We start from the raw sequence: 23,752 nt of genomic DNA on the forward strand, positions 1-23,752 counted from the left end.
GCTCTTTTTTAGAAGTATCAGGCTTCAGCCTGGACTTCGTCAGCCTGCATGCCTTTTTGGCCTTGCACAGCAACGAAGGTCACTTTCTGGCCTTCTTTCAGGCTCTTGAAGCCGTTGCCCTGGATGGCGCGGAAGTGCACGAACAGATCCGGACCGCTTTCTGGGGTGATGAAACCGTAACCTTTTTCGTCATTGAACCACTTGACGGTACCGTTCTGACGCTCAGCCATTGTCTTATTTCCTATGAAACTTAAATTTTGATGACAGTTTCTTCTGCATTGTTTGTAAGCAAAAGATTACTGGGCTGGGTTGCAGGAAAGTAAGAGACGTCGAACGGGTTGTAGCAGATTGCGGCTACTGGCCCAGGTCACGAACTGTTGCGACCCATGCAAACACAGTGCACTGACTCTACGACAACTCCCGAGCGAAAAACAAGCCCTTGGTCGAATGGAAAATCGGCCGCTTGCCGATAACCGACCAATTTGTCGGAAACGGCATGGCGCCTGGCCTGGCGCCATGTTCAAAAGTTATTGGGCAGGTTCGAAAACGAATATGTCGAACCTGGCCATAATCTTCACAAAGCCGTTTCAACCACGGTAGTAACGTTGCGCCACGAAAGGCATTTTGCTGACTTTCAAGGCAACCTTCTTGCCGCGCACCACGGCAAACAATGCGGTGTCGAGTGCAGCATGTTCACTATCGATATAACCCATTGCAACAGGTGCGCCGAGTGTCGGGCCAAAGCCGCCGCTGCACACTTTACCTACCGGCTTATCGTTCGCATCGACAATATCCGCGCCTTCACGTACTGGCGTGCGCTCCTGCGGCAACAGGCCGACACGTTTGCGCGCCACACCGTCGCGCTGGTGGGCAAAGATCGCTTCGGCGCCGGGGAAGCCGGCCGCACGTGCACCTTCGGCACGGCGCACCTTGGAAATCGCCCACAGCAGGCTGGCTTCGATCGGGGTGGTCTCGGTATTCATGTCATGGCCATACAGGCACAGGCCGGCTTCCAGGCGCAGCGAGTCGCGTGCGCCCAGGCCGATAGGCTGTACTTCGGGCTCGGCCAGCAGGCGGCGGGCCAAGGCTTCGGCGGCCTGGACCGGTACCGAAATCTCGTAGCCGTCTTCGCCGGTGTAGCCTGAGCGGCTGACGAAGCAGTCTTCACCCAGCAGTTTTACCGGCCGGAACTGCATGAAGGTCATGCCGCCCACTTCCGGGGCCAGGCGCTCCAGTACCTTGACCGCTGCCGGCCCTTGCAGGGCAAGCAGGGCACGTTGTTCGAACAGCGGCTGCACCTCGCAACGGCTACCGATGTGCGTTTGCAGGTGAGCCAGGTCCTGGTCCTTGCAGGCGGCGTTGACCACCAGGAACAGGGTGTCGTCGCCCAGGTTGGCAACCATCAGGTCGTCAAGGATGCCGCCTTGTTCATTGGTGAACATGGCATAGCGCTGCATGCCCACCGGCAGGTCGATGATATCCACCGGTACCAGGCTTTCCAGGGCCTTGGCGGCATCGGCACCGCGCAGGATGATCTGGCCCATGTGCGAGACATCGAACAGGCCGGCCTGCTCGCGAGTGTGCAGGTGTTCCTTGAGCACGCCCAGCGGGTACTGCACCGGCATGTCGTAGCCGGCAAACGGCACCATGCGCGCACCCAGTTCCTGGTGCAGGGCGTGCAGTGGGGTCTTGAGCAGTGTTTCGGACATCGGTGACTCCTTGGTTTTATTGTTGGGTCAACATTCGATGATGTTGACGGCAAGACCGCCGCGGGCGGTCTCCTTGTATTTGCTTTTCATGTCGGCGCCGGTCTGGCGCATGGTGCGGATGACCTTGTCGAGCGACACGAAGTGCTGCCCGTCGCCGCGCAAGGCCATGCGCACCGCGTTGATCGCCTTCACCGAGCCCATGGCGTTGCGCTCGATGCAGGGCACCTGGACCAGCCCGCCGATCGGGTCGCAGGTCAGGCCCAGGTTGTGTTCCATGCCGATTTCGGCAGCGTTTTCCACCTGCTGCACGCTGCCGCCCATCACTTCGCACAGCGCGCCGGCGGCCATGGAACAGGCCACGCCGACTTCACCCTGGCAGCCCACTTCGGCGCCGGAGATGGAGGCGTTCTCTTTGTACAGGATGCCGATCGCCGCGGCGGTGAGCAGAAAACGCACCACCCCGTCGTCGCTGGCGCCCGGCACGAAGCGCATGTAGTAGTGCATCACCGCCGGGACGATGCCCGCCGCGCCGTTGGTGGGTGCGGTAACCACACGCCCGCCATTGGCGTTTTCCTCGTTCACTGCCAAGGCGTAGAGGTTGACCCAGTCGAGCACCGACAACGCATCGCGCAGGCTGGCTTCCGGGTGGCGGCTCAGCTGGCGATACAGGGCTGGCGCCCGCCGCTTGACCTTGAGCCCGCCCGGCAGGATGCCTTCATGCTGGCAGCCGGCTTCGACGCAATCCTGCATCACCTGCCAGATACGCAGCAGCCCGGCGCGGGTCTCCGCCTCCGGGCGCCAGGCGGCCTCGTTGGCCAGCATCACCTGGCTTACCGACAGGTTTTGCGTGGTGCAGTGGCCAAGCAGTTCCTTGGCGGTCTTGAACGGGTAGGGCAGCACTGTGCTGTCCTCGACGATACGGTCGTGACCGGCGGCATCCTCGTCGACCACGAAACCACCGCCCACCGAGTAGTATTCGCGGCTGCGGATTTGCAGGCCGGCGTCGTCGAAGGCGCGGAAGATCATGCCGTTGGGGTGGTAGTCCAGCGGCTTGCGGATCATTGCCAGGTGCTGCTTTTCGATGAACGCAATGCGCTGTTCGCCCAGCAGGTTGATGTGGCCGCTGTCGCGGATGGCTTGCAGGCGGCCTGGGATGGAGCCGGTGTCGACGGTGTCGGGGTGTTCACCTTCAAGGCCTAGCAGTACGGCCTTGTCACTGCCGTGGCCCTTGCCGGTGGCGCCCAGGGAGCCATACAGCTCGGCCTTGACGCTAACCGTGCTGGGCAGCAGTCCGTCGCGGCGCAGGCCTTCGGCAAAACGTGCGGCAGCACGCATCGGGCCGACCGTATGGGAGCTGGAGGGGCCGATGCCGATCTTGAACAGGTCGAAGACGCTCAGTGACATGGTGGTTCCTCCAGCCAGGAAAATTAGGCGGACGGTGAACCCTGTGGGAGCGGGCGTGCCCGCGAATGCGTCGGTGAAGGCATCATCGCATTCGCGGGCGCGCCCGCTCCCACAGAGGTCCACACCTCAAGTCAGGTAGCGGGCCTGAGCGCAATCAGGCGTCCTGATAGCTCTCGATCGACGGGCAGGCGCACACCAGGTTGCGGTCGCCGAACACGTTGTCGACCCGGCCGACCGGCGGCCAGTACTTGCTTTCCACCAGGCTTGGCAGCGGGTAGACCGCCTGCTCGCGGCTGTAGCCGTGGGCCCACTCGCCAACCAGCTCGGCCGCCGTGTGCGGGGCGTTCTTGAGCGGGTTGTCGTCCTTGTCCAGGCTACCGCTTTCGACCGCACGGATTTCTTCGCGGATCTGGATCATCGCGTCGCAGAAGCGGTCCAGTTCTTCCTTGGCCTCGCTTTCGGTCGGTTCGATCATCAGCGTGCCGGCCACCGGGAAGGACATGGTCGGGGCGTGGAAACCGAAGTCGATCAGGCGCTTGGCCACGTCGTCGACGCTAATGCCGCTGGTGTCTTTCAGTGGGCGCAGGTCGAGGATGCACTCGTGGGCCACCAGGCCATTGCCACCGGTATACAGAACAGGATAGTGCTCTTCCAGGCGGCGGGCGATGTAGTTGGCGTTGAGGATCGCCATCTGCGAAGCACGCTTGAGGCCGGCACCGCCCATCATGCGGATGTACATCCAGGTGATCGGCAGGATGCTGGCGCTGCCGAACGGTGCGGCGCACACCGCCCCTTCGGTGTTTTCCAGCTGCGCATGGCCTGGCAGGAACGGCGCCAGGTGCGACTTGACGCCAATCGGGCCAACGCCCGGGCCGCCGCCACCGTGCGGGATGCAGAAGGTCTTGTGCAGGTTCAGGTGCGATACGTCGCCGCCGAACTTGCCCGGCGCGCACAGGCCGACCATGGCGTTCATGTTGGCGCCGTCGATGTACACCTGGCCACCGTTGTCGTGGATGATCGCGCAGATTTCGCCGATCGCTTCCTCGAACACACCGTGGGTCGACGGGTAGGTGATCATGATCGCGGCCAGGCGTTCGCGGTGCTCGATGGCCTTGGCGCGCAGGTCCTCGACATCGACGTTGCCGCGGGCGTCACAGGCGGTGACGACTACGCGCATGCCAGCCATGTGTGCGGTGGCCGGGTTGGTGCCGTGGGCCGACGACGGGATCAGGCAGATGTCGCGGTGGCTTTCGCCACGGCTGCGGTGGTAGGCGCGGATGGCCAGCAGGCCTGCGTACTCGCCTTGGGAGCCGGCGTTGGGCTGCAGCGACACGGCATCATAGCCGGTGGCGGCGCACAGCATGGCTTCCAGCTCGGTGGTCATCTGCAGGTAGCCCTGGCTCTGCGCGGCCGGGGCGAACGGGTGCAGGTTGCCGAACTCGGCCCAGGTAACCGGGATCATTTCACTGGCCGCGTTCAGCTTCATGGTGCACGAGCCCAGCGGGATCATGCTGCGGTCCAGTGCCAGGTCCTTGTCGGCCAGGCGGCGCAGGTAGCGCATCAGCTCGGTTTCGCTGTGGTAACGGTTGAACACCGGGTGTTCGAGGATGGCCGACTGGCGCAGCAGGGCGGCAGGCAGGAGCGAACCGGTGCTGGCGGCCAGGGCGGCGAAGTCAGGCTGGGCCTTGTCGTCACCGAACAGCTGCCACAGGGATTCAACGTCAGCCTGGCTGCTGGTTTCGTCCAGCGACAGGCCCACGTGGGCGGCATCGATCTGGCGCAGGTTGATGCCCTGGGCGCGTGCCTTGTCATGCAGGGTTGCGGTGGCAGTGCCAGTAGCCAGGGTCAGGGTGTCGAAGGCGCTGGCGCCCACTACCTGTACGCCCAGCGTCTTCAGGCCGGCGGCCAGGATCGCGGTCAGTGCATGGGTGCGTTCGGCAATGCGCTTGAGGCCGGCCGGGCCGTGGTAAACGGCGAACATGCTGGCGATGTTGGCCAGCAGCACCTGGGCGGTGCAGATGTTGCTGGTGGCCTTTTCGCGGCGGATGTGCTGCTCGCGGGTCTGCATGGCCAGGCGCAGGGCGGTCTTGCCGAAGCGGTCGATCGATACGCCGACCAGGCGGCCCGGCATGTCGCGCTTGAACGCGTCCCGGGTGGCGAAGTAAGCCGCGTGCGGGCCACCGAAGCCCAGTGGTACGCCAAAACGCTGGGCGCTGCCGATGGCCACGTCGGCATCAAACTCGCCCGGTGGGGTCAGCAGGGTCAGGGCCAGCAGGTCGGCCGCGACGGCGACCAGCGCGTTGGCGGCGTGGAAGCGCTGTACCACTTCACGGTAGTCAAACACTTCACCGTTGCTGGCGGGGTATTGCAGCAGGGCGCCGAAGAAGGCACTGACATCGCCCAGCTCACGCTCGTCGCCGACCACCACCTCGATACCCAGCGGCTCGGCACGGGTGCGCAGCACGTCGAGGGTTTGCGGGTGGCAGTGCACGGAGGCGAAGAAGGCGTGGCTGGCCTTGTTCTTCGACAGGCGCTTGCAGAAGGTCATGGCCTCGGCCGCAGCAGTGGCTTCGTCGAGCAGGGAGGCGTTGGCGATCGGCAGGCCGGTCAGGTCGCTGATCAGGGTCTGGAAGTTCAGCAGCGCTTCCAGGCGGCCTTGGGAAATTTCTGGCTGGTACGGTGTGTAGGCGGTGTACCAGGCCGGGTTTTCCAGCAGGTTGCGCAGGATCGGCGCCGGGGTGTGGGTGTTGTAGTAGCCCTGGCCGATGTAGCTTTTGAACAGCTGGTTCTTGCCGGCGATGGCCTTGAGCGCGGCGAGCGCGTCGGCTTCGCTCTGGCCGTCGTGCGAGCCCAATACGCTGGTGCCCTTGATGCTGTCTGGGATGACTGCGGCCGTCATGGCGTCCAGCGAGTCGAAGCCCAGGGCGGCGAGCATGGCCTGCTCGTCAGCGGCGCGAGGGCCGATGTGGCGGGCGATGAATTCGTTGGCTGTGCTGAGGTTGATGGTCATGGCGGGGTTCCTCAGGCGTCGTCGTTGGCTTTGATCAGGCGGTCGTACGCGTCCTGGTCGAGCAGGGCGGTGACTTCGCTCATGTCGGCCGGGTTGAAGCGGAAGAACCAGCCTTCCCCCATCGGGTCTTCGTTGACCAGTTCAGGGCTGCTTTCGAGCTGGCCGTTGACCTCGACCACTTCGCCGGTCAGCGGCATGTACACGCCGCTGGCGGCCTTGACCGACTCGACGGTGGACGCTTCGCTACCTTTCTCATACTGCTGCAACTCGGGCAGTTGCACGAAAACCACATCGCCAAGGGCGTTCTGGGCGTAGGCAGTGATGCCCACGGTGACGCTGCCATCGGCTTCGACGCGCAGCCATTCGTGATCTTCAGTGAAACGCAACTCGCTCATGGGGAATCCTCGGGAAGCAGGGCGTTGGGCGCGGTGGCTCCGCGCTCTTGGGTTGGGATTCCCTAAGCAATAATGCGGCCAATCATAATAAATCCTTTTAAATCAACAACTTATCTAGTTAATTCAATCCATTTGTCATTTTTGTGGAATGAAAACGCTACAGTTAGCGAGGAGGAGGAATGGGTTTTGGGATCAAACCCTTGTGCAGGCGCATTCGAATGCGTGTGTATCGATTTCAATCCGATGTATTGAAATCGATACAGGTGGGGTTGTCGGGATTCAACCTCCAGTAAGGAAGGGCAATGCCAGGTACAACTTGATCACGATCACATTGATGATGTCGATGAAGAACGCGCCCACCATCGGCACTACCAGGAAAGCAATGTGCGAGGCGCCGTAGCGCTGGGTCACCGCCTGCATGTTGGCGATGGCCGTCGGCGTTGCCCCCAGGCCGAAGCCGCAGTGCCCGGCAGCCAGTACTGCCGCATCGTAGTTGCGGCCCATCACCCGGAACGTCACGAAGATCGCGAACAGTGCCATGACCAGTGTTTGCGCGGCCAGCAATATAAAGAAGGGTAAGGCCAGTGCGGCCAGGTCCCACAACTTCAGCGACATCAAGGCAATGGCCAGGAACAGGGACAAACTGACATTGCCCAAGACCGAAACTTCCCGCTCGAATACACGGTAGAAGCCGAATGCGGAAAGAACGTTGCGCAACAGCACGCCGACGAACAATACGCACACGAAGGTCGGTAATTCAAATGCAGTGCTTTTCAATAAACCGTGAAGGAGGGTGCCCGCCAGCAAGCTGACGGCAATCAGGGCCAAGGTTTCGATGAATGAAGATGATGTAATCAGGCGCTCTTTATTCGGCTGCTCAAAGCCTTTTGGCAGTTGGGGGGCTTCTTCTTCGCTGCCGTGCGTCTTTACCCGCTTGATCAGCAGCCTGGCAACCGGGCCGCCAATAAGGCCGCCCAATACCAGGCCGAAAGTGGCAGAGGCCATCGCCAGTTCGGAGGCCGAAGGCAGGCCAAATTTTTCAGTGAACGTCGCGCCCCAGGCGGCGCCTGTGCCGTGGCCACCGGAGAGACTGATCGAACCGGCCAGCAGGCCCATCAACGGGTCGAGCCCCAAGGCCGTTGCCAGGCCGATGCCCATGGCGTTCTGCACCAGGAGCAAGCCAGTCACCACCAGCAGGAACACGGCGACCACACGCCCGCCTTTCTTCAGGCTGGCGAAGTCTGCACTCAAACCGATGGTGGCGAAGAACGCCAGCATCAACGGGGTTTGCAATGAGGTATCAAACTGGACCTGTATATCGAAGCTGCGTAATGCCAAAAGTGCCAAGGCAACGACCAATCCGCCTGCAACAGGTTCCGGGATATTGTAAACGCGCAGGAAACCAATGCGCGCGACCAGCCCGCGCCCCAGTAGCAGTACTAAAGAGGCGGCTACAAGTGTCCCGTAAAAATCGAGTTCAAACATCAAGGTACTCTTCGTTCAAGGTGACATGCGAAATTACGATGTCACCATTCTACGGCGAGCACTCCAGTCAATTGCGGCTACACGGCTAGGAAAAGTCTGAATGAGCTGTCGGTTTTGACGACACGCATCAAAGTTTCCCGGGTATTCCATATTTACGCAGCCGCTGGGCAATAGCGGTGTGCGAAGTTTGCAAGCGCCCGGCCAGCTGCCGCGTCGACGGGTAACTGGCATACAGGCGCTGTAACAGTTCCCGCTCGAAATCACCCACGGCCTGTTCCAGGCTGGCCACTTCGCCGTCCTGCCCGCGGGCCACCGAGGTGCCAGCAATGTCCAGGTCGCCGATATCCACCAGGTTGCCCTCGCAGATGGCTGCAGCGCGGAAAATCACGTTCTGTAGCTGGCGCACGTTGCCCGGCCAAGGGTTGGCCAGCAGTGCAGAGTGGGTGGCGGGGGTCAGCCGGCAGGCTGGGCGCTGGATCTGTGTGCAGGCTTGCTGCATGAAGAAGTGCGCCAGCATCAGGATGTCCTGGCCCCTGTCGCGCAAGGGCGGTACCTGCAGGTTGAGCACGTTGAGGCGGTAGAACAGGTCTTCGCGGAAGCTGCCTTCGGCGACCATGCGCTCCAGGTCGCGGTGGGTGGCGCTGATGATGCGCACATCCACCTTCACTTCGCGGTCGCCGCCCACCCGACGGAAGCTGCCATCGCTTAGAAAACGCAGCAGCTTGGCCTGCAAATACGGTGACATTTCGCCAATTTCATCAAGGAACACCGTGCCCTGGTTGGCCAGCTCCATCAGCCCAGGCTTGCCACCGCGTTGCGCGCCGGTGAAGGCGCCAGGGGCGTAACCGAACAACTCGCTCTCGGCCAGGCTTTCGGGCAGTGCGGCACAGTTCAGCGCCAGGAATGGTGCCGCATGGCGGCTGCTGATGGCATGGCAGGCGCGGGCCACCAGCTCTTTACCGGTGCCGGTTTCGCCATGCACCAGCAGCGGTGCATCGAGCGCCGCCACGCGCAGGGCCCGGGCCTTGAGGGTGCGGATGGCGGGCGACTCGCCGAGCAGGGCATCGAAGCCTTCGGCGTGGTCGTGGTGCAGGGCCGACAGGCGTTCGCCCATGCGCGTCGGGGGGTACAGCGTCAGCAGGCCACCGGCGTTGGTGATCGGCATGGCGTCCAGCAGCAGGCTCTGGCCGTTGAGCTGCATCTCGCGCATGGGCAGGTGGAAGTTGTTGTCCAGCAGCGCTTGCAGCAGCGCGGGGTCGCCGAACAGTTCACCCACCGAGCGCCCGGCGGATTCGCGGCCGCACAGGGCGATCAGCGCCGGGTTGGCCAGCAGCACCAGGCCTGCGCTGTCCACTGCCAGCACCGGGTCGCTCATCGCTGCCAGCAGGGCATCGAGCTGCAGGTGACGACGCTGGCCTGGGAGGATGTCGACCACGTCCACCGATTGCACGCCCTGCACCTCGAACAGTGCATCATGCAGTTCTTCGAGCACGGCGGGGCTGAGGGTGGGGGCGTCGATGTAGACGTTCGGCGGGACCATCTCCACGGCGTCCAGGTTGAGGTGGCGGGCACCGAGCAGGGCGAGGACTTCCTGGGTGATGCCGACGCGGTCGATGAAGCTGACGTGGATGCGCATGAGGAGGCGAAAGGTGGTGGCCGGGGAGGGCGGTAGTATGCCTTAACATTGCCGGGGCCGCTTTGCAGCCCCATCGCGACACAAGGCCGCTCCCACAAAGTTTATGCATTCTCCTGTAGGAGCGGCCTTGTGCCGCGAATGGGCTGCAAAGCAGCCCCAAAATTCTGAAATCACTCCAGATGTTCAGGCTTGATCGAGTCGCCCGACTTCACATCCAGTTTGGCGCGGATATCTTCGAACATCGCGTCGTAGATCTTGTGCGGTGAGCTAAGGGTTTCGAATTTCTTGGGCGGGGCGAGGTGGGCCTGGGCCTTGCGGCTCATCACCATCAAGAAACTGGGCAGCACCTGGTCCTTGGGCAGAAAGAACTTTTCATCAATCGTCTTGCCTTCGATGCTGCCATGCATATGGAACTGTATGCCGCGGCCTTCCTTGGGATCTTGCGTCGCTTCGTACTCGATGTTGAGGTCGTAACTGTGGTCGGTGCTGTTCAGCGCAGTGCGCTCGATATGCACGTGACCGGGTTGAAACTGAGCCATGGCGAATCCTCCCGGAGGTCGAAAACGGCGGGCGCCAGGCACCCGCCAACTGCATTCAACGGTAGCTGATCCCAGGCTTCTCGGTGGAAACCCGTGTGCCGGCAGTACCTTTGACAATGTCTTCAATGTTTTCCAGCGAACTGATCACCGCCACCTTGCCGGTGTTGCGGGCAAAGTCACTGGCAGCTTGCACTTTCGGCCCCATGGAACCGGCGGCGAAGCCGAGGCGTTCGAGTTCGTCCGGGTGGGCCTGGGCAATGGCTTTTTGCGTCGGCTTGCCCCAGTCAATGTAGGCTGCATCGACGTCAGTGGCGATGATCAGAAGGTCGGCTTCCAATTGCTCTGCCAGCAGTGCCGAGCACAGGTCCTTGTCGATGACCGCTTCGATACCTTTGAGCTTGCGGTTTTCATCGTACATGGTGGGGATGCCGCCACCGCCTGCGCAAATCACGATGCTGTTCTTTTCCAGCAGCCACTTGATCGGGCGGATTTCGAAGATGCGCTTGGGTTTCGGGCTGGCCACCACACGACGGTACTTGTCGCCATCGGCCTTGACCACCCAGCCTTTCTCTTTGGCCAGGCGCTCGGCCTCTTCCTTGCTGTAGACCGGGCCGATGAACTTGGTCGGGTCCTTGAAGGCGGGGTCGTTGGCGTCCACTTCCACCTGGGTGAGCAGGGTGGCGAACGGCACCTCGAAAGCCAGCAGGTTGCCCAGTTCCTGTTCGATCATGTAGCCGATCATGCCTTCGGTTTCTGCACCCAGCACGTCCAGTGGGTAAGCCTCGTCAGGCTTGTAGGACAGGGCCTGAAGCGACAGCAGCCCGACTTGCGGACCGTTGCCGTGGGCGATGACCAGTTCGTTGCCAGGGTGAATCTTAGCGATCTGTTCGGTGGCGGTGCGGATATTGGCGCGCTGGTTGTCAGCGGTCATGGGCTCGCCGCGACGCAGCAGGGCGTTGCCGCCCAATGCAACAACGATACGCATGGGGAATGTCCTTTACGCAGATGGGGTGAGCGCCTCGATCCTTTGTGGGAGCTGGCTTGCCGGCATCGCCGGAAGCCAGCTCCCACAGGAGCGAAGTGATTGTCAGAGGTCAGCCAGGGTCGAAACCAGGATCGCCTTGATGGTGTGCATGCGGTTTTCCGCCTGCTCGAAGGCGATGCAGGCCGGCGACTCGAACACGTCGTCAGTCACTTCGATGCCGTTGGCCAGGTCCGGGTACTGTTCGGCGATCTGCTTGCCGACCTTGGTGTCGGAGTTATGGAACGCTGGCAGGCAGTGCATGAACTTGGTCCGTGGGTTGCCAGTGGACTTCATCAGCTCGGCATTCACCTGGTAAGGCTTGAGCTGCTTGATGCGCTCACCCCAGGCTTCGATCGGCTCGCCCATCGAAACCCACACGTCGGTATGAACAAAGTCCACACCCTTGACCGCCGCTTTCGGGTCTTCGGTGAGGGTGATGCGGGCGCCGCTTTCCTCAGCGTACTTCTTGCAGCGCTCGACCAGGTCGTCATGCGGCCACAGTGCCTTGGGCGCAGCGATGCGCACATCCATGCCGAGCTTGGCGCCAATCAGCAGCAGCGAGTTGCCCATGTTGTTGCGGGCGTCGCCCAGGTAGGCGTAGCTGATGTCGTGCAGCGGCTTGTCGCTGTTCTCGCGCATGGTCAGCACGTCAGCGATCATCTGGGTGGGGTGGTACTCATCGGTCAGGCCGTTGAACACCGGTACGCCGGCAAACTTGGCCAGCTCTTCGACGATTTCCTGCTTGAAACCGCGGTACTCGATGGCGTCGTACATGCGCCCGAGCACGCGGGCGGTGTCCTTCATGCTCTCTTTGTGGCCGATCTGCGAAGAGTTGGGGTCGATGTAGGTAACGTTCGCGCCCTGGTCGTAAGCCGCCACTTCGAAGGCGCAGCGTGTACGGGTGGAGGTTTTTTCGAAGATCAGCGCGATGTTGTTGCCCTTCAGGTGCTGCTGCTCGGTGCCAGTGTACTTGGCACGCTTGAGGTCGCGGGACAGGTCCAGCAGGTAGCGCAGCTCACGGTTGGTATGGTGTTCCAGGCTGAGCAGGTTGCGGTTGTGAATGTTGAACGCCATGATTGCTTCTCCTTGAGTTCGGTAGTGTCCCGGCCGGCACTTTGTGGGCGCGGCCGGGTGCAATGGTCGTTAGTAGTCGATCGGGTCACGCACAATCGGGCAGGTCATGCAGTGGCCGCCGCCCCGACCCCGGCCCAGTTCGCCGGCGCTGATGGTGATGACCTCGATGCCGGCCTTGCGCAGCAGGGTGTTGGTGTAGGTGTTGCGGTCATAGCCCATGACCACGCCCGGCTCGATGGCCACCACGTTGTTGCCGTCATCCCATTGTTCGCGCTCGGCGGCAAAGCTGTTGCCGCCGGTCTCGACCACGCGCAGTTTGTCTTTGTTGCCCAGCAACTGTTCGGATACCACCTCGAGGAACGAGGCATCCTGCGGCGCGATGTTCATGCCATAGGGCTTGCTGGAGTCTGGGGTGATGATGAATGGCTTGATCTCTTTCACCACCTCCGGGAACACCGTTACCAGGTCGCGGTCGCAGAAGCTGAACACGGTGTCCAGGTGCATCGCCGCGCGGGACTTCGGCAGGCCAGCGACGATGACTTTCTCGGCCGCGCCTTTCTCGAACAGGTTCTGAGCCAGTTGGCCGATGGCATGGCGCGAGGTGCGCTCACCCATGCCGATCAGCACGATGCCCTTGCCGACCGGCATCACGTCGCCGCCCTCGAGGGTGGCGTTACCGTGATCCTTGTCCGGGTCGCCGTACCACACCTGGAAGTCGGCGCCGGTGAATTCCTTGTGGAACTTGTAAATGGCTGTGGTCAGCAGGGTTTCCTGGCGTCGCGCAGGCCAGTACATCGGGTTGAGCGTCACGCCACCGTAGATCCAGCAGGTGGTGTCGCGGGTGAACTGGGTGTTGGGCAGCGGCGGCAGAATGAAGCTGGAGTGGCCCAGGTACTTGTTGTACATCTTGATCACTTCGGCGCCTTCGCTTACTGGAAGGTCCTGGCCCGCCACGCCGCCAATCAGGAACTCTGCCAGGTGGCGTGGTTCCAGCCCTTCGAGCCAGCTACGCACCTCGTTGGTCAGGCCGACACCCACGGTGTCAGAGGTAATCTTGCGGTCAAGGATCCACTTGAGGGCTTCGGGTTGCTGCACGATGTCGGTCAGCAGGTTGTGCATTTCCAGCACATCCACGCCGCGCTCGCGCATTTTGGTGACGAAGTCGAAATGGTCACGCTTGGCCTGGTCGACCCAGATCACATCGTCGAACAGCAGCTCGTCACAGTTGCTCGGCGTCAGGCGCTTGTGCGCCAGGCCCGGCGAGCAAACCATCACTTTGCGCAGTTTGCCGGCTTCGGAGTGGACACCGTACTTCTGTTTTTCAGCGGACATGGTTTCATTCCTCCAATTGAACGAAGACGTGGGTCAAAGGGTCAGGAAGCCGTCGTACAGGCCATAAGCTGCCACCAGGGCGCCAATGACCACGGCTGCGAAGATCAGTTTTTCCACGCTGGTGAAGATAGGTTGGCCAACTTCACGCTTGGCTTTGGCGAACAAAATCGCCCCAGGTGCGTAGAGCAGGGCCGAGAGCAGCAGGTATTTCACGCCGCCGGCGTACAGCAGCCAGATGGCGTACAGCAGGGCGATGCCGCCGATGATCAGGTCTTTCTTGCGTTCGGCCAGGGCCTGCTCGTAGGTTTCGCTGCGCAGTGCCAGCAGGAACGCATAGGCTGCCGACCACAGGTAGGGCACCAGGATCATCGAGGTGGCGAGGTAGATCAGCGACAGGTAGGTGCTGTTGGAGAACAGCGTGATCACCAGGAAGATCTGCACCATGGCGTTGGTAAGCCACAGGGCGTTGGCCGGTACCTGGTTGGCATTTTCGCGGCGCAGGAACTCCGGCATGGTGTGGTCTTTGGCGGCAGCGAACATGATCTCGGCGCACAGCAGTACCCACGAAAGCAAGGCCCCCAACAGCGAGATGATCAGGCCGACGCTGATAAGCACCGCGCCCCAGTGGCCGACCACATGCTCCAGTACGGCTGCCATCGACGGGTTCTGCAGCTTGGCCAGTTCCGGTTGGGTCATGATGCCCAGCGACAGTACGTTGACCAGCACCAGGAACAGCAGCACGGTGACAAAGCCGATGACCGTGGCCTTGCCCACGTCAGAGCGCTTTTCCGCCCGGGACGAGAAGATGCTCGCGCCCTCGATGCCGATGAACACCCACACGGTGACCAGCATCATGTTGCGCACCTGGTTCATCACGCTGCCCAGCTCCGGTGTACCCAGGGCCCAGATGTCGGCGGTGAAGATGTCGAGCCTGAAGGCAAACAGGCAGATCAGCGCGAACAGCACCAGCGGCACCACTTTGGCCACGGTGGTGACCAGGTTGATGAATGCGGCTTCCTTGATGCCGCGCAGCACCAGGAAGTGCACCGCCCACAACAGCACCGATGCGCCAATGATGGCGGCCGGCGTGTTGCCTTCCCCGAAGATCGGGAAGAAGTAACCCAAGGTGCTGAACAGCAGCACGAAGTAGCCGACGTTACCCAGCCAGGCACTGATCCAGTAGCCCCAGGCCGAGGAAAAGCCCATGTAGTCGCCGAAACCGGCCTTGGCGTAGGCATACACCCCGCCATCCAGGTCAGGCTTGCGGTTGGCCAGGGTCTGGAACACGAACGCCAGGGTCAGCATGCCGACCGCGGTGATGCCCCAGCCGATCAGCACGGCGCCAACCCCTGCACTGGCGGCCATGTTTTGCGGCAGCGAGAAGATCCCGCCGCCAATCATCGAACCGACGACAAGTGCAACTAACGCGCCGAGCTTTAGTTTTCCGGATGAATCAGACATTTAACAACTCCTGCCAGGAGAAAGTTGACGTCAGCATAAATCCGACGCCGTTGCCGTAAGCTGACTTGTGTCAGTTTAAGGCGACGTGAAGGAGGCAATTCCTTCACGGGTGCTCCTGGAGAGTGCCGACAGCTAAAGCTGCAAGCCTTGCGCGCTGGCACCTCCATGTCTTTCTAGAGCAAACGCTCTGTTCAGCCTGCGATGCTTGAAGCTAGCCGTTTTTGACGCTTTCGCAAATTTTTCACAATAATTTTGAGTTTTATCGGGAACTGTTCTAGTTGCTGTCCAGCTGCTAGCTTTTAAGGAAGGGTGCATAGACAAAGCAGTTATGAGTGCTATAGCTTGAGTGGCGGGTTCCCTTATAAGTAACCACATTTATATGACCCGCAGGGCTGTTTCAAAGGCATGACAGCGCGTAAAAAAATGGGGGATGCATGAGCGAACCGGGACAGAAGCTGCGCCTGGGCGCGCTGATCGCACTGGTGGTCGGCTCGATGATCGGTGGCGGGATCTTCTCGCTGCCACAGAACATGGCGGCGCGTGCCGATGTCGGGGCGGTGCTGATCGGCTGGTGCATCACCGCCGTCGGCATGCTGGCCCTGGCGTTTGTGTTCCAGACACTGGCCAACCGCAAGCCGGAACTGGACTCGGGGGTGTACGCCTACGCCAAGGCAGGGTTCGGCGACTACATGGGCTTCTCGTCAGCCTGGGGCTACTGGATCAGCGCCTGGCTGGGTAATGTCGGCTATTTCGTACTGCTGTTCAGCACCCTGGGCTTTTACTTTCCGGTTTTCGGCGAAGGCAACACGCCGATCGCCATCGGCTGTGCCTCGTTGCTGCTGTGGTCAGTCCACTTTCTGGTTCTGCGCGGCATCAAGGAAGCTGCGTTCATCAACCAGGTGACCACCGTGGCCAAAGTGGTGCCGTTGCTGATGTTCGTGGTGATTGCGGCGTTCGCCTTTCGTGCCGATATCTTCACCCGTGACATCTGGGGCTTGAGCAACCCGCAATTCGGCAGCGTGCTGGAGCAGGTGCGCAACATGATGCTGGTGACCGTGTTCGTGTTCATCGGCATCGAGGGCGCCAGCGTGTACTCCGGGCGCGCCGAGCGTCGTTCGGATGTGGGCAAGGCTACCGTTATCGGTTTTCTTGGTGTGCTGGCGCTGCTGGTGCTGGTCAACGTGCTTTCGCTGGGGGTGATGACCCAGCCTGAACTGGCCGGTTTGCAGAACCCGTCGCTGGCCTCGGTCCTGGAGCATATCGTCGGCCCTTGGGGGGCGTTGCTGATCAGCCTCGGCCTGGCGGTTTCGCTGCTGGGTGCGTTGCTGTCCTGGGCGCTGCTGTGTGCCGAGATCCTGTTCGCCACGGCGCGGGACAAGACCATGCCGCGCTTTCTGGCCAAGGAAAACGCCAACCATGTGCCCTCCAACGCCCTGTGGCTGACCAACTGCATGATCCAGGGCTTCCTGCTGATTACGCTGTTCTCGGCCGGTACCTACACCAGCCTCATCTACCTGGCTTCGTCGATGATCCTGGTGCCTTACCTGTGGTCGGCGGCGTATGCCGTGCTGCTGGCTGTGCGTGCAGAAACCTACGCCGGGCAACCGGGGCTGCGCCGCAAGGACTTGCTGGTGGCGCTGGTTGCCTTGCTTTATGCCGTGTGGCTGTTGTATGCCGGCGGGCTCAAGTACCTGCTGCTGTCGGCGCTGCTGTATGCCCCCGGCGTGATCCTGTTCGCCAGGGCCAAGCATGAGCAGGGCCAGGCATTGTTCACCACATGGGAAAAGCTGATTTTCGCCGCCGTGCTGGCGGGCGCTGCACTGGCGGCCTACGCCCTGTATTCAGGGTTGTTGAGCTTGTGACGGGGCAGGGCAGGCGTGTTCCGGGCGTGACCAGATCCACAGGTTGCCCAGGGTCATGCCGGCGATTGCCACGAACACCGGCCAGTGGTGCTCCAGAAACGTCAGCATCAGGCCCGCGCACAGCAGCATGCTGATGGTAGCGCTTACCTTGGCCCGGCGCTGGATCACCTTGCCGTTGCGCCAGTTGTAGAGAATCGGCCCGAACAGCCGGTGGTTCTCCAGCCAGGCAGACAGGCGCGGCGAGCTGCGGGTCGCCGCCCAGGCGGCCAGCAGGATGAATTCGGTGGTCGGCAAACCGGGTATGACGATCGCGACCAAGCCCACCCCGAGGCTCACGTAAGCCAGGATTCCATACAACAGGCGGGCGATCTTCGAGCGGGCAGGTCGGGTCATGGTCTCACTGCAAAAAGCGGTTCGGCCACCGGTAGGGTGGCCGGGTACGGCGTATCAGACCAGCGCGGCATCCGCAGCATAGGCATGTTTGAGCAGTTCGGTGAAACGCTCGAAGGCGGCAACTGCACCGCGTTCGGCAGCGGCTTCCTCTTCAGCGGACAGCTCAAGGCCATCGAGGATGCGGGTGAACTGCTTCCAGCCTTCGGCACGGCCACCGGCTGGCTCGCCCAGGTGGCGGGCACCGAAGGTGTCGGACAGCTCCAGGGCCACGGCACGCTTGATCAGAAACGCAGCGCCCAGTTTGGAGCCTTCAGAGACGAAGATCCAGCCCATTGCCTCGCCCAGGCTCGGCTTGCCCACGGCGCCTGGCACGGCGGCTGGCACTTCGGTGTCGAGGTCGGCGAGGTCCAGGCGGGCCTGGTCGGCACGGCAGCGCTCGGCCAGGTCGGGGACTATGGCGTTCAGCTGCGGATCGTTGTACAGGGCTTGCAGCTCGGACTGGAACAGGTACTGGGCAACGACGAAGCGGGCGAAGCTTTCGCGGCTGTCGAAGGGCGCGTGGGATTTGACCAGGCCATCCAGCTCGGCGTGCGGGGCGTGGGTGATCTGGTTCAGGCGCTGGGAGCGCAGGGCTGGGCGTTCGGTCATGGGGGCAGTCCTTGGAAAGAGGGGCATCTAGATACAAGACGAAACAGCGGCGGCGGGACAGTAAAAAAACTGCGTTTTTGGCTTGAGAGCGGCAGCGTCTGTGGAATCGAGCGCCGCCCGCGCGGCGCTCGATCTCACAGGCGATTCAAAGTTAAAGCCCTCAGATATCCCAAACCACATTGATACCGAAGTTGCGCCCCGGCATGGTCAGGCGGTCGATGTTGGCTGGCTGGGTCACAGCCGCTTCACCCTGGCCGTCGTAGCTGCGTACCGAATCCCACTGCCAGTACTTCTTGTCGGTGAGGTTGTACAGGCCGGCGTTGATGGTCACGTCGTCGGTGACCTTGTAGTAGCCGGTCAGGTCCAGCACGCCGTAGCCCGGGGTGCGGAACTTCGAGCTCGAACCGTCTGGCGAGTAGAAGCTGGAGTCGTCGACACGGGTCTTGCGCTTGACCAGCGTCCAGCTCAGCAGGCCGCCGTAGTTCTGCTGCTCGTAACCAAGGCCGAACACGCCCTTCAGCGGGTTGACGCTGTTCAGCGGCTCACCAGTGTCATCGTTACGACCATAGGTGTAGGCAATCGAGCCCTGGGTATACAGGCCTTGCGGCGCGCCGAAGTGGTCGAGGTTCAGGCGGCCCTTGACCTCGGCACCCTTGATGGTGGCGTGCTTGATGTTGTTGGCCTGGAAGGTCTGTTCCAGATTGGCGCTTTGCACCGCATCTTCGTCGATGAAGTCGCGGTACTTGTTGTAGTACACCGCCACATCGAAGTTACCTGCGTCGAAGTTGCCACGCAGGCCCGTTTCGTAGCTCTTGCTCTTTTCCGGTTCCAGGCCTGGGTTGCCTTCTACGCGGTAACCTTCCTCAAGGTTCACGAACTTTCCGTACATGGCCTTGGCGGTCGGAGTACGGAAGCCTTCGGCATACTGACCATACCAGGTGTAGTTGTCGTTGAAGGCGTAGGTCAGGCCGAACTTGGGCGAGACGCGGTGCCACTTCTTGTCCGAGTCGTCCTGGGAGGTGGGTGCCGTGCCGGTGGACTCCAGGCCACGCAGGAATTCGTCGGTGAACTTGGGTTCCATGCGCGTGTAGTCGTAGCGCGCACCGGGCATGAAGGTCCAGTTGTTCCAGCGGATTTCATCCTGCACGAACAGGCTGTAGGTGTTCACGGTCGGGTCCGGGAAGTCGCTGACCAGAACCTGGCCGTCTGCCGGGCGTTCGGCGCCTGCGGCGGAGCAACCGGAGCCCACGGCCAGGCAGGTGCCCGTGCCGCTGCGCGTACCGGTGATTTTCTCGTGCTTGATCGTGGTGCCATAGGTCAGCAGGTGGCCGGTGGCGCCGATGCTGAATGCCTTGTCCAGCTGGGCATCGAAGACCCACTGGCGGTCCTTGTAGGTCGTGTCACGCGTGCGCAGTACCTGGCGGCCAGGCGGTGCGTAGACTTCTTCGGTGTGCTGGTCGGTCTTGGCGATCTGGTAGTTGAGGCTCCACTTGACGTGGTCAGCGACCAGCGAATCCAGGCCGAACTCATGGTTGATGCCAAAGCGCTCGCGGGTGATGGTGTCGTTGCCACTGCGCGCCTTGTAGTAACCCATGCCGCCAAAGCCCGGAATGAACGGCCCGCCCACCGCGCTGAGGATGTTCTGGTCGCGGTCATCCTTGTAGCGCTCGTAGGTGAAGCCCAGGCGCGCGTCGTCGTCGTAGTTCCAGCCCAGCTTGGCCAGCACGTTGGTGGTGCGCACGTCCATCGGGTTGGCTTCGGTGCGCGACAGGCCGGCACCGCTGTGGCTGCCGTGGGTTTCGGTCTCGTGGCCGTTACGCTGGCTCAGGTGCAGCAGGCCATCGAAATCACCCTCCCGGCCGGCAACGGTGGCGGAGGTCAGCCAGCTTTCGTCGGCCGAGCTGTAGCCGGTCTTCAGCCGCGCACCCACGTCTTTGCCGGGCTTGATGATGTCGTCGGGGTCGAGGGTGAAGTAGCTCACAGCGCCGCCGATGGCATTGCTGCCGTACAGCACCGAGGCCGGGCCGCGGAGGATTTCCACGCGCTTGACGATTTCCGGGTCGACGTAGTTGCGTTGGGTCTGGGCGTAGGGGCCGTAGAAGAAACTGTCCGGGATCGATACACCGTCGACCTGGGTGAGGATCCGCTCGCCGTCGATACCACGGATGTTGTAGCCGTTCAGGCCGCTGCGCTGGCCGGTGCCGGCCACCGATACGCCCGGCTCGTAGCGCACCAGGTCCTGGATGTTGTTGACGTTCTGCCGGTCCAGCTGCTCTCGGGTCTGCACACTGACGGTGCTTGGCACCAGGCTGACGTCCTGGGCACTCCGGGTTGCGCTGACGGTCACCTGCTGCAGGGCGATTACGTTGCCGCCAGCCTGGCGCTCAAGCACCACGTTGCCGTTGCTGATCTTGCGAAAACTCAGCCCGGTACCGTGCAGCAGGCGCTTGAGGGCGGCATCTGGCGGCAGCGAGCCTTGTACACCCGGCGAAGCCACGCCGTCGGCCAGCTCGGCGCTGAAGCCGACTTGCCAGCCGGTGACCTGGCTGAAGGCGTTGATCGCCGACACCAGCGGCTGCTGGCCGATGCTGAAGCGGTAGTCCCCCATGCGCGGGCTGCTGGCCCGGGCCGGTTCGGCGGCCAGCGCTGGCAGGCTGCAAGCGCCGCTGGCGAGCAGGGCCAGGGTCAACAGGGACAGTTGCCCGGTTCGGCGGGGAAGGGTGGACGTGCGGGTAGGACCAGTGGACATCGAAAGCGCTCCCTGATGCGCGGGCTGTTATAGATGATTGCTGTTCTCGTTTTCAAACAAGAATCAGTTGCATTGGCTATAACGAGACGGGCGGGGCAGGGCGATCGCGTAAAAATAATTTCGGGGTCAGTTCAGAATCACCAGCGCAGGGTACTCATGCAGCTGTGCCGAGGTGATATGGGCCAGTGCGCGCAGGGTTTCCAACGGCTGGTCGAGGCGGTAATTGCCGGTGACTGAAACGTCTTCGAGCTGGGCATTGCGGTTGATGATCCAGCCGGGATAGTAGCGCCGCACTTCAGCCAGCACCTGGCTCAGTGGGCAATTCTCGAACACCAGGCGGCCGTCGACCCAGGCCAGGTCCTTTTGCATGTCGGCGCGTTGGCGCTGGCCGAAGCCCTGCGGGCCCACGCTGATGCTGTCGCCGGCACTCAGGCGGATGCGCTGGTCGCGTGCCCCTTGCAGGTCGACATCACCGCGTTGCACCCGCAGCTGGGCCTCGCCATCGAGGTAGCGCACGGCAAAGTCGGTATCGCGCACCTGTGCGCGCAACGGCCCGGCCTCTACTTCAAGCGGCAGCAGTGCGCCCTCCGGTATCTGGAAGTAGGCCTCACCCTGCAGCAGGCGGGCGACCGGGCGGCCGTCCCGGCGGTCGCTGGCAAATGCCGAGTTGGTGTTAAGCAGCACTTTCGCGCCGTCTTCCAGTTGCAGGCGCTGGCGCTCGCCTACCACCGTCAGGTGGTCGGCCTGCAGGCGGGTGGGCAGGTCGCCAACGGTGAACAGGCCGACCAGCAGCACCGCAGCGGTGGCCAAGGGTTTCCAGTGGCTGCGCAAGCGCCCGCGCCATGAGCGGCGCTGCTGCTGGTGCATCTGCGTGGCAGCCTGGTGCAACGGCATACCGTTCCACAGTGCTTCTGCCTCGACATAGGCCTCGGCGTTTTCCGGTGCGGCGCTCAGCCAGGCTTCAAAGGCCTGGGTGTCTGCGGCATCGGCGCATTGCAGGCGCACCAGCCAGTCCAGCGCCTCGTCCATGGCACGAGCACGGGCACTAGGCCCGGCAGGTGACGGGCGAGGGGCAGGGCTGTCGGTCACGGTGAATCCTTGAATGGTTTTTTGCGAATGATCAAGGCTAAGACGGGGTGTGGCAAGGGCTTTGCGTCGCCGTTCGCCTGCGGTCAGCTTACTTGAGGCGTTCGGCAACACCCATGCAGATCGCCATGATCAGTTTCAGTTCCTTTTGCACCGTACTGGGCGAAACACTGAGTTGTTCGGCGATTTCCAGGTATGTGGCGCCGTGCAGGCGGCTGAGGATGAAAATGCGCTGCTGGCGTTCACTCAGCTGGTTGAGGCTGACGCTCAGGTGCTTGAGCAGCTGCTCGGCGTGGGCGGCATCCTCGCTGCTGGTGGCGGGTGCGGCCACGCTGTGCAGCACTTCGTCGGGCACGTCGTCGACCAGCATGCGTGCCTGCACCCGGCGTGCGCGCAGGTGGTCCAGTGCCAGGTTGCGCGCGGTCTGGAACACGAACGGCTCGATGTGCTCGATGGGCCGCTCGCCCAAGGCGCGCGACACCCGCAGGTAGGTTTCCTGCAGCAGGTCTTCGGCCGTGCTGGGGTTGCCAACCATGCGCTGCAAGGTACGCAACAGGGTGAGGCGCTGGACGAGGAAGACGGAGTTGAACCGGGACTGACTCACGGGGTGACCTGGCCGACGAAAGGTTAATGATAATGCTTATCATCCGTAGCGTTGGTCAAGTGTGGATGTGCTAGGAAATGGTAAAGATTGTGAGTTCCCAGTCGCTGCGCATTCCTTGTAGGAGCAGCCTTGTGTTGCGAAGAGGCCGATAGCCGCACAGAAAATGATGGGCTTTACCGGCCTCTTCGCAGCACAAGGCTGCTCCTGCAGGGGAGCGTATGCCCTATGGATTACCGGGCCTGGCACAACGCCAGGCAGTTATCCAGCATGCGGTTGCTGAACGCCCACTCGTTGTCATACCACGCCAGCACCTTGAGCATGCGCCCGTTGGCCCGGGTATGGTTGGCATCGAAAATCGACGACAGCGGGTTGTGGTTGAAATCGCAGGAAACCAATGGCAACGCGTTGTAGCCCAATACCTTGGAATGCTGGCTGGCTTCAAGGAACAGTTGGTTGACCTGCTCGGCCGTGGCCTCGCGCTTGAGGTTGACGGTGAGGTCCACCAGCGACACGTTGATCACCGGCACCCGCACTGCCATGCCAGTGAGCTTGCCGGCCAGCTCCGGCAGCACCAGGCCCACGGCCTCGGCGGCGCCGGTCTTGCTGGGGATCATCGACTGGGTGGCCGAGCGAGCCCGGTACGGGTCGCTGTGGTACATGTCGGTCAGCACCTGGTCATTGGTGTAGGCGTGAATGGTGGTCATCAGGCCTTGCTCGATGCCGAACTCGCGGTGCAGCACCTGGGCGATCGGTGCCAGGCAGTTGGTGGTGCAGGAGGCGTTGGAAATGACCTGGTGCGAGGCCCGCAGGATGTCATGGTTTACCCCGTACACCACGGTGGCATCGGCACCTTTGGCCGGCGCCGAGACAATGACCTTGCCCGCCCCTGCCGCAAGGTGTGCAGCGGCCTTGGCGCGGTCGGTGAACAGCCCTGTGCACTCGAACACCACGTCGATCGCCTCGGCTTTCCAGGGCAGTTCGGCCGGGTTGCGGATGGCACTGACCGCGATACGGTCACCATTGACCGTCAGGCTTTCGTGGTCGGCCTCGACCGTGGCGTCGAACGTGCCGTGCACGCTGTCGAACTTGAGCAGGTGAGCATTCATGGCGCTGTCGCCCAGGTCGTTGATGGCGACGACCTGCAGGTCCTGGCGGTAGCCTTGGGTATACAGTGCGCGCAGGACGTTGCGACCGATGCGGCCGAATCCATTGATGGCGATGCGTAGGGTCATGACAGTACCTCTGGCAGTCCGAGTGAAACCTGTGGCAAAAAGGAGCTTCACTGAAACGGTTTTGTTGTTGGAATTACAAGATTATTCACTAGCCGATAGAAAACAAGCC

19 protein-coding genes are annotated in these 23,752 nt (G+C 62.1%); 1 reads left to right on the forward strand and 18 read right to left on the reverse strand.

The genetic code is table 11. The annotated features are described in order from the left end of the window. Nucleotides 1-17: 17 nt before the first annotated feature. From MRBLPB4O_RS04965 to arcD (MRBLPB4O_RS05020), 12 genes are all read right to left on the reverse strand, one after another. Nucleotides 18-230 (reverse strand): cold-shock protein, encoded by a 213-nt coding sequence (locus tag MRBLPB4O_RS04965; protein ID WP_016501305.1) that lies wholly within the window; start codon nt 228-230, stop codon nt 18-20. Between the two features lie 357 nt (nt 231-587). Beyond that, nucleotides 588-1,709 (reverse strand): glycine cleavage system aminomethyltransferase GcvT, encoded by a 1,122-nt coding sequence (gene gcvT / locus MRBLPB4O_RS04970; RefSeq protein ID WP_341797668.1) that lies wholly within the window; start codon nt 1,707-1,709, stop codon nt 588-590. A gap of 27 nt (nt 1,710-1,736) precedes the next feature. After that, the gene (locus MRBLPB4O_RS04975) at nt 1,737-3,113 is read right to left on the reverse strand and encodes an L-serine ammonia-lyase (RefSeq protein WP_341797669.1); all 1,377 of its coding nucleotides are present in this window, start codon (nt 3,111-3,113) and stop codon (nt 1,737-1,739) included. Between the two features lie 154 nt (nt 3,114-3,267). Next, nucleotides 3,268-6,123 carry an aminomethyl-transferring glycine dehydrogenase gene (gene gcvP / locus MRBLPB4O_RS04980; protein WP_341797670.1) on the reverse strand — a complete coding sequence of 952 codons (2,856 nt, stop codon included), beginning with the start codon at nt 6,121-6,123 and terminating at the stop codon, nt 3,268-3,270. An 11-nt stretch (nt 6,124-6,134) separates the two neighbouring features. Next, nucleotides 6,135-6,518 carry a glycine cleavage system protein GcvH gene (gene gcvH / locus MRBLPB4O_RS04985; RefSeq protein WP_016501301.1) on the reverse strand — a complete coding sequence of 128 codons (384 nt, stop codon included), beginning with the start codon at nt 6,516-6,518 and terminating at the stop codon, nt 6,135-6,137. Between the two features lie 279 nt (nt 6,519-6,797). After that, nucleotides 6,798-8,003, reverse strand: a complete 1,206-nt coding sequence (gltS, locus tag MRBLPB4O_RS04990; RefSeq protein ID WP_341797671.1) for a sodium/glutamate symporter — start codon at nt 8,001-8,003, stop codon at nt 6,798-6,800. Nucleotides 8,004-8,130: 127 nt separating this feature from the next. Continuing rightward, nucleotides 8,131-9,639 carry a sigma-54-dependent transcriptional regulator gene (locus MRBLPB4O_RS04995; protein ID WP_016501299.1) on the reverse strand — a complete coding sequence of 503 codons (1,509 nt, stop codon included), beginning with the start codon at nt 9,637-9,639 and terminating at the stop codon, nt 8,131-8,133. A 170-nt stretch (nt 9,640-9,809) separates the two neighbouring features. Continuing rightward, entirely contained in the window at nt 9,810-10,178 is a 369-nt protein-coding gene (locus MRBLPB4O_RS05000) for a DUF5064 family protein (protein WP_341797672.1), read from the reverse strand. A gap of 55 nt (nt 10,179-10,233) precedes the next feature. After that, nucleotides 10,234-11,163 (reverse strand): carbamate kinase, encoded by a 930-nt coding sequence (gene arcC, locus MRBLPB4O_RS05005; protein ID WP_049277590.1) that lies wholly within the window; start codon nt 11,161-11,163, stop codon nt 10,234-10,236. 102 nt (nt 11,164-11,265) lie between these two features. Continuing rightward, nucleotides 11,266-12,276: an ornithine carbamoyltransferase gene (locus MRBLPB4O_RS05010; RefSeq protein WP_016501296.1), complete on the reverse strand. Its 1,011-nt coding sequence runs from the start codon at nt 12,274-12,276 to the stop codon at nt 11,266-11,268. A gap of 69 nt (nt 12,277-12,345) precedes the next feature. Further along, nucleotides 12,346-13,608, reverse strand: coding sequence for an arginine deiminase (gene arcA, locus MRBLPB4O_RS05015; RefSeq protein WP_341797673.1), 1,263 nt, complete (start codon nt 13,606-13,608; stop codon nt 12,346-12,348). A gap of 33 nt (nt 13,609-13,641) precedes the next feature. Continuing rightward, a complete protein-coding gene (arcD, locus tag MRBLPB4O_RS05020; protein ID WP_341797674.1) occupies nt 13,642-15,069 on the reverse strand; it encodes an arginine-ornithine antiporter in 1,428 nt (475 codons plus the stop codon). Nucleotides 15,070-15,503: 434 nt separating this feature from the next. Here arcD (MRBLPB4O_RS05020) and arcD (MRBLPB4O_RS05025) point away from each other — a divergent pair, with 434 nt between their 5' ends. Next, nucleotides 15,504-16,931 (forward strand): arginine-ornithine antiporter, encoded by a 1,428-nt coding sequence (gene arcD, locus MRBLPB4O_RS05025; RefSeq protein ID WP_341797675.1) that lies wholly within the window; start codon nt 15,504-15,506, stop codon nt 16,929-16,931. Here arcD (MRBLPB4O_RS05025) and MRBLPB4O_RS05030 read toward each other — a convergent pair. From MRBLPB4O_RS05030 to gap, 6 genes are all read right to left on the reverse strand, one after another. Continuing rightward, nucleotides 16,911-17,324, reverse strand: a complete 414-nt coding sequence (locus tag MRBLPB4O_RS05030; RefSeq protein WP_341797676.1) for a YbaN family protein — start codon at nt 17,322-17,324, stop codon at nt 16,911-16,913. The two genes, arcD (MRBLPB4O_RS05025) and MRBLPB4O_RS05030, sit on opposite strands and share 21 nt — an antisense overlap. A gap of 54 nt (nt 17,325-17,378) precedes the next feature. Beyond that, nucleotides 17,379-17,972 (reverse strand): biliverdin-producing heme oxygenase, encoded by a 594-nt coding sequence (locus tag MRBLPB4O_RS05035; protein WP_341797677.1) that lies wholly within the window; start codon nt 17,970-17,972, stop codon nt 17,379-17,381. Nucleotides 17,973-18,132: 160 nt separating this feature from the next. Further along, the gene (locus MRBLPB4O_RS05040; RefSeq protein ID WP_341797678.1) at nt 18,133-20,721 is read right to left on the reverse strand and encodes a TonB-dependent receptor; all 2,589 of its coding nucleotides are present in this window, start codon (nt 20,719-20,721) and stop codon (nt 18,133-18,135) included. A gap of 126 nt (nt 20,722-20,847) precedes the next feature. Next, a complete protein-coding gene (locus MRBLPB4O_RS05045) occupies nt 20,848-21,810 on the reverse strand; it encodes a FecR domain-containing protein (protein WP_341797679.1) in 963 nt (320 codons plus the stop codon). An 88-nt stretch (nt 21,811-21,898) separates the two neighbouring features. Continuing rightward, the gene (locus tag MRBLPB4O_RS05050; RefSeq protein ID WP_003255059.1) at nt 21,899-22,411 is read right to left on the reverse strand and encodes a sigma-70 family RNA polymerase sigma factor; all 513 of its coding nucleotides are present in this window, start codon (nt 22,409-22,411) and stop codon (nt 21,899-21,901) included. A 230-nt stretch (nt 22,412-22,641) separates the two neighbouring features. Continuing rightward, complete coding sequence (gene gap / locus MRBLPB4O_RS05055) at nt 22,642-23,643, reverse strand: type I glyceraldehyde-3-phosphate dehydrogenase (RefSeq protein ID WP_049277581.1); 1,002 nt, start codon at nt 23,641-23,643, stop codon at nt 22,642-22,644. Nucleotides 23,644-23,752 lie beyond the last annotated feature (109 nt).

The organism is Pseudomonas sp. LPB4.O (assembly GCF_038383825.1).
GTDB classification, from domain to species: Bacteria; Pseudomonadota; Gammaproteobacteria; order Pseudomonadales; family Pseudomonadaceae; genus Aquipseudomonas; species Aquipseudomonas putida.